Raw genomic sequence first — 5,967 nt, 5'->3', positions numbered from 1 at the left:
GATTACGCAGATTACACAGAAAAATAATACTTGTTATGGCAGATCAAAGAACGCACAAAATTATAGGCGCTGCAATGGAGGTGCATAAAGAACTGGGGTGTGGGTTCCTTGAGGCGGTATACCAGGAAGCCCTTGATAGAGAATTTACAATTCAACGAATTTCATTCAAAGCCCAACCCATTATTCAGATAAAATACAAAGGACAACTTCTGGATAAAACTTATCAGCCTGATTTTATTTGCTATGGCGAAATCATTCTTGAAATAAAAGCGATTTCCAGTTTATCAGGAATTGAGGAAGCTCAACTCATTAACTACCTTAAGGCCACTGGACTGAAAGTCGGTCTTTTAATCAACTTCGGTTCAAAATCTCTTGAATATAAGAGATTCGTTTATAATCTGTGAAATCTGCGTAATCTGCGGATCCATTTCCGCCCAAGGCACTTTTGGGTAAACACTTTTTGGGTAAAAATTTCACGGGGTAAAGAGGTCAGCCGCCTACGCAGCGCTACGTCGTGCCAAGGAGGTCGCCCCGGTTGAATTTTCCTGGGGGAACCCCATTCAACCCCAGTACCATCTCCCGGCTTTTCACGGGGAGCTACAGGGCGGGCCGGGTAAAGAGGTCGGAGGTCAGGAAAAGACAGAAGTCGAATGACTGAGGTCAAAGGTCTCGATTAGTGTAAAAAAAGAAGGCATTTCTGGAAAGCTTTTATTCTTGATTTGTCAGGAGATACAAGTTAGTCTGTATGCAATTAATGCAATTGCATACAGACTTTAAGAGTGAGGTGAAAGTCATGGCTAAAACTGTAACTACGCGCTTAGACGACGAGTACGTTAAAAAAATTGATGAGTTGGCTGCTCGAAAAGGTGTTGACCGCTCTGCCCTGTTGCGGTCTTTCTTACTTTATGCCTTAAAAGAACACAGAATACAGGATGCACTGGAAGACTATAAGGGGGGCATAATAACGCTCTGGGAGGCGGCTCAGTACTGTAATCTATCGCTCTGGGAAATTATTCAGGAAGTGAAACATGCCCATATCCATACTTCTTATGACTTGAAAGAACTCGAAAAGGACTTGAGGGCACTCAATGGATAAGGTCGTTTCCAATGCAACGCCTCTTATTTATTTGGCCAAAGCAAATAAACTGAGCCTTCTCCAAACCCTGGTCAAACAGGTATTTATTCCTGAGGCTGTTTATCGGGAAGTAGTTATTGAGGGTAAACGCCTTGGAGAAAAAGATGCCTATCGTGTGGAAAGAGCTATCAATCAGGGCTGGATACTGGTTCAAGGCGCCAAGATTACCTATCCTATTGAAATCACAATCCATCCCGGTGAGGTAGAGGTTATCTCTCTGGCCAAGGAAAAAGGGATTGAAGCGGTGCTCATGGACGATGTCAAGGCCAGAGCTGCCTCTGAAATGGCAGGTCTTAGACCTATCGGCACCTTGTGGTTGATTTTGAAAGCCGTCAAAGATCACGTACTTGGCTTTGATGAATTCCTGTCCACCATCGAGAATATTATTCAGTCTGGATTCTATCTGAAAGAAGAAGTTTATCTAAAAGCTGTTCGCAAGGCCAGGAAGTTGTCCAGAGATTAAACGCGAACTACCTTTTTCTGTCTCGGCTTTGTCCCGGCTTTTCACAGGGTAAACCCTATTCAACTGGGTAAAGATGACGGAAATCACGTGATGGATATTGGAACCAAGCGGATTGTCAAAAAATTGTATGGACCAGGCTGGCAATATTTTCAAAGTGCCGATCGGATGTAATAAGTTCTATTCCGTGCTCCATAGCTTGAGCTGCAATCCAGACGTCGTTACTTGGTATCGGAGTGCCTTGACGTTTGAGATGAGAGGCAATTCTGGAATAGCGGTCTGAAGTGATTTTTCCGATTTGTATAATCTCAACCACTTCATGCTGCAAGAAGTTGTTGAGATCATCCATGTTTTTTTTAAACCTATTACCGTTACGAAACCCAAACATCAGCTCTCCCACAACAATAGGAGAAAAGAGAATCGATTCGGCACTTACAATAATTTCAACCACTACCTCTACGCTACGTTTAAATCCAACGTAAGCACTGGTGTCCAACAAGATCCTCATCTCCACATGCTCTCATCAATTTGGTGACATGACTTGATAGATTCGAAAAATTGCATAGCGTCTTTATCACTCCAACCACCTGCTAATTTTCTTAATGAAGCTGCCGGGGATATTTGCTCTCTTTTGTTAAATCCGGTATAATTATAGATCATCTCCAAAATGACGCGATTAAGAGACTTTCCAGTCTCTCGTGAGATTCGGCGTATTTTTTGTTCTATTTCCGGAGCCATACCACGTAAAGTTATCTGTGCCATAGACTCACCTCCTAAGTCTTTTTGACTCAACTTATGCCTTATGACCAAAATTGTCAAGAAAAAGGAAGACTTTTTAAAAATAGGAAATTCCGTGTAAATCTCAGCCTGTTGTTGAAATTTTATGCAAAGGACGACCTCTGAATAAGACGTATCAACCAGATTATGTGTGTTATGATGAGGTTATTGCCCGCCCGCCTCGCCCGTCCGCCTCGGCTGAAGCCTTGCGATGCCGGGCGGGTGGCGGGCAGGTCGAGATAAAGGCGATCTCCGGTTTGTCTGGCCCCAGATAAATAGCCTTCGCCCCAGAGGTATAAGCTTCGCATTCCACGGGGTAAACATTCCACCCCGATGGAATAAAAGACGAAAACAGATTCCATTGGGCAAGCAGGGCAGGCGGGGCCCCGATAGCGGGATCTACGCTTCGCTTCGACAGGCGGGTCTGCGGATAGGAAATGTAAATTGAATATTTTAATAACAGGCGCCAACGGCTTTATCGGGAGAGTGCTCTGCTATAAATTGATTACTGATGGGTACCATGTGCGTGGGGTGGTCAGGGGCGTGACCAAAATGACGGCTCTGTCTTCGAGGGTTGAGGAGGTGCTGGTCGGTGATATCGGTCCGGATACGGAGTGGGAAGATGCCCTGGCGGGCATTGACACGGTTGTTCATCTGGCGGCACGCGTGCATGTTATGCGCGCGCGCGCTGCTGATCCGCTCGCTGCGTTCAAGCTGGTGAATATTGCCGGCACTGAACGTCTGGCGCGGCAGGCTGCTGAGGCAGGGGTGAAGCGTTTGGTTTACATCAGTTCTGTCAAGGTAAATGGGGAAAGGACGGAGGACAATCCGCAGATTACACAGATTACACGGATTAGGAAAAAAATGACAGAAGTCGGAGGCCGGAGATCAGAGATCAGATATCGGAAGTCAGAAGCCGGAAATCGCGAAAAGACAGAGATCGCCCCGGTTGAATTTCACGGGGTAAAGAGGTCGCCCCGGTTGAATTTCCCTGGGGGAGCCCTATTCAACTGGGTAAAGAGGTCATATATCAGATGTCAGGGAAGTGTGTCGAAACAGTTTTTTTCTGAAGAAGATGTTCCTGAGCCACAAGATCCGTATGCGGTTAGCAAATGAAAGGCGGAGTTGGTGCTGCAAGAAATCGCCGAAAGGATGTGGTGTCACAATCTTGAATAGTGAATAGGGAAGATTAGAAGGTGAATCCCTTCGGGATGGCCCTTTTGAATTTCACGGGGTAAACCCTATTCCACTGGCTAAAGATGACTGGATGGAAAGGACAGAGATCTGAGGCAAAGTCTATTCGATCTCGAGTACCAGCTTAAGGGCTTCGACAACCTCTTTCATTCGCTGTGGCGGCATGGTTCCGATCAACTGAGGTTGCTTTGTTTTTGGATCGTAAAATCTTTTAGGATCCAGGGAGCGAATTTGGAAACAAAGAAAAACCGTATCTTTGGGAAGGCCCGTATCACCTGATGGCACTCGTATGTTTGTGGGGTAGTCTCTTGGCACGTTCTGGGCATCTGTGCCTACCACAACTGAAACAACAAGCGGTTGTTTATTTATGGCGTCGCTTGATATCACGAGGACGGGTCTGCGGCCCGCCTGCTCCCGTCCTTTAATCGGGTTCAAATTTACCAGATAAATTCCGCCGCGCTTGATCATAATTCACAAACCATCGTTTTCCGCTTCCGTAAACTCCTCGGACAGAACAGAGCACACTTCCCGGATTGCAGGGTCATTGGCCATTTCAGCCATGACTGTTTCAAATTGACATTTTTTTTGACGTCTTGTGAAATCGATCAAAATGAACGTGACCAAGCGATTGAAGTTATCCCGGAGTTCAGGAGGGGCTATAGAGCGCAATTCTTCAACCAATTCATTTGGGAGTGCGATGCTGCGGCGAATTGTGTTTTTTGTCGTAGTTTTCATTTCACCCTTTTTTAGTCAAAATTATACACATAAAAGGTGTTGATGTCAATGTGTAATTTGTTGTCCATGAAAAATTTATCCGTGAGTTCTTGGGGACATTCCATTACTTTATAAACAGTATCCGCATCAACGACCAGTGGCGAATATGTTTTGAATGGCTCCAAGATGGTCTACACAACGTCGAAATTACCGATTATCTTTAATTTTCATGCCTTAGGAGCGAAACCAGTCATGAAAACGACTCTTGTTAGGAAACGTTATCTGAGTAAAATGACTGTGTTTTTTTGAGGCTGTGTCTATTTTCATATAAAAGGAGCTAAAAATGACACGTACACCTATTCATCCAGGGGAAATTCTCGCCGACGAAATTGCTGAACTTGGCATAAAAGCAACTGAGCTGGCGAGGATTATACACGTCCCGGCGAACCGGATTTCCCAGATTATTGCAGGTAAAAGATCCATTACCGCTGATACGGCACTTCGATTAGGAAGGTGGTTTGGCACTGGTCCAAATATTTGGCTGAACCTTCAGCAAGCTTATGAACTTGATCTGGTTTGTCAGGAAATTGGTCCTGAACTTGAGAACATTTTACCCCGGGAGATGGCATCCTCTTGATATATATAAGTTTACCACTAGATTACATCAATCCATAGTATTTGTCTGAACAAAAAGGCCGTTCAGACACGATTAAGGATAGAAAAACCCTGATTTTACCTGCGACACCGCACTTTCGCCTTAAAAAGGATCTTATCTTTCATTTGAATTCATCACGCGCTGCCCCGAATGCGGGATTTCCGCTTCGCTTCAACATGCAGTGGGAATTTAAATTTAAAGTCCAGCAAAAAGCTATAGTTCATAAGAGAAACTTGTCTCGCTTATTCCAAACACTTTTGCTAACTTTTGTCTGATTGCTTTGCGATAAACAGCGCCTTCCCGTTCCCATTTTACCACGGTCGCCTGTTTTACACCTATTCGACGGGCAAAGTCTCTACCTGTGTCCATCCCTTTTCAAGGCGCTTCCGTTTGACAGGGTTCATAAAGATATAGTCTTCCGCTTCGATTCTAGAGTATTTTACTGAAGTGTATTATACACATCTGTATAATACCGATTGGCGTAAAAACATCAATAGATGGTTTAATTTTTAGGTATTATTTCAAACGGTCTCTCGAAGATTAAGGGAAATATGGAATGAATATCCTTGTAAGCGGCGCGAATGGTTTTATCGGCCGGGCATTATGCAGAAGCAGAGATCGATCCGCAGATTACGCAGATTACACGGATTAGGAAAAAAGGGTCAGCCGCCTACGCAACGCTACGTCGTGCCAAGGAGGTCGTCCCGGTTGAATTTCCCTGGGGGAACCCTATTCAACTGGGTAAAGAGGTCGGAGGTCGGAGGTCAGGGAAGTGTGTCGAAACAGTTTTTTTCTGAAGAAGATATTCCTGAGCCGCAGGATCCGTATGCGGTTAGCAAATGGGAGGCGGAACAGGCGTTGTATGAAATTGCTCGAGAGACCGGCCTGGAGGTGGTTGTTTTAAGGCCTCCCTTGGTCTACGGACCTGGCGTCAAAGCAAATTTTTTGCGTCTATTAGAAACTGTGGCTCGCGGCATACCGATCCCTCTGGCGAATGTCAACAACCGTCGCAGTCTGATTTACCTGGAAAAT

11 protein-coding genes are annotated in these 5,967 nt (G+C 45.0%); 6 read left to right on the top strand and 5 right to left on the bottom strand.

The annotated features are described in order from the left end of the window. The 3 genes from V3S16_RS17720 to V3S16_RS17710 all read left to right on the top strand — a co-directional run. Positions 1–404 (top strand): GxxExxY protein (locus V3S16_RS17720; protein WP_413887382.1); only part of this gene is annotated, 404 nt, incomplete at its 5' end. 389 nt (positions 405–793) lie between these two features. Beyond that, positions 794–1,096 (top strand): UPF0175 family protein, encoded by a 303-nt coding sequence (locus V3S16_RS17715; protein ID WP_413887380.1) that lies wholly within the window; start codon positions 794–796, stop codon positions 1,094–1,096. Next, positions 1,089–1,598: a DUF3368 domain-containing protein gene (locus tag V3S16_RS17710; RefSeq protein ID WP_413887378.1), complete on the top strand. Its 510-nt coding sequence runs from the start codon at positions 1,089–1,091 to the stop codon at positions 1,596–1,598. Before V3S16_RS17715 ends, V3S16_RS17710 begins: the two co-directional genes overlap by 8 nt. 115 nt (positions 1,599–1,713) lie before the next feature. Here V3S16_RS17710 and V3S16_RS17705 read toward each other — a convergent pair whose 3' ends face one another. Beyond that, complete coding sequence (locus tag V3S16_RS17705; RefSeq protein ID WP_413887384.1) at positions 1,714–2,103, bottom strand: type II toxin-antitoxin system VapC family toxin; 390 nt, start codon at positions 2,101–2,103, stop codon at positions 1,714–1,716. Further along, on the bottom strand, positions 2,100–2,357 hold the full coding sequence (locus tag V3S16_RS17700; protein ID WP_413887377.1) for a hypothetical protein: 258 nt from the start codon (positions 2,355–2,357) through the stop codon (positions 2,100–2,102). Before V3S16_RS17700 ends, V3S16_RS17705 begins: the two co-directional genes overlap by 4 nt. Positions 2,358–2,816: 459 nt before the next feature. On the opposite strand from V3S16_RS17700, the gene V3S16_RS17695 reads away from it, so the two are divergent. Beyond that, positions 2,817–3,488: an NAD-dependent epimerase/dehydratase family protein gene (locus V3S16_RS17695; RefSeq protein WP_413887375.1), complete on the top strand. Its 672-nt coding sequence runs from the start codon at positions 2,817–2,819 to the stop codon at positions 3,486–3,488. A 180-nt stretch (positions 3,489–3,668) separates the two neighbouring features. Here V3S16_RS17695 and V3S16_RS17690 read toward each other — a convergent pair whose 3' ends face one another. Together V3S16_RS17690 and V3S16_RS17685 are read right to left on the bottom strand one after the other, a co-directional pair. Next, on the bottom strand, positions 3,669–4,034 hold the full coding sequence (locus V3S16_RS17690) for a type II toxin-antitoxin system PemK/MazF family toxin (protein WP_413887373.1): 366 nt from the start codon (positions 4,032–4,034) through the stop codon (positions 3,669–3,671). Between the two features lie 3 nt (positions 4,035–4,037). Beyond that, positions 4,038–4,301: a hypothetical protein gene (locus V3S16_RS17685; RefSeq protein ID WP_413887371.1), complete on the bottom strand. Its 264-nt coding sequence runs from the start codon at positions 4,299–4,301 to the stop codon at positions 4,038–4,040. Between the two features lie 322 nt (positions 4,302–4,623). Here V3S16_RS17685 and V3S16_RS17680 point away from each other — a divergent pair, with 322 nt between their 5' ends. Continuing rightward, on the top strand, positions 4,624–4,917 hold the full coding sequence (locus V3S16_RS17680) for a HigA family addiction module antitoxin (RefSeq protein ID WP_413887369.1): 294 nt from the start codon (positions 4,624–4,626) through the stop codon (positions 4,915–4,917). Positions 4,918–5,148: 231 nt separating this feature from the next. On the opposite strand, the gene V3S16_RS17675 is transcribed toward V3S16_RS17680, so the two are convergent. Continuing rightward, positions 5,149–5,304, bottom strand: a complete 156-nt coding sequence (locus V3S16_RS17675) for a helix-turn-helix domain-containing protein (protein WP_413887367.1) — start codon at positions 5,302–5,304, stop codon at positions 5,149–5,151. Between the two features lie 405 nt (positions 5,305–5,709). Here V3S16_RS17675 and V3S16_RS17670 point away from each other — a divergent pair. After that, the coding region (locus V3S16_RS17670; protein WP_413887365.1) for an NAD-dependent epimerase/dehydratase family protein at positions 5,710–5,967 on the top strand (258 nt) is incomplete at its 3' end.

The sequence above is a fragment of the Candidatus Desulfatibia sp. genome (assembly GCF_036446775.1).
Lineage (GTDB): Bacteria > Desulfobacterota > Desulfobacteria > Desulfobacterales > UBA11574 > Desulfatibia_A.
This window is presented reverse-complemented; position numbering and strand designations above follow the sequence as displayed.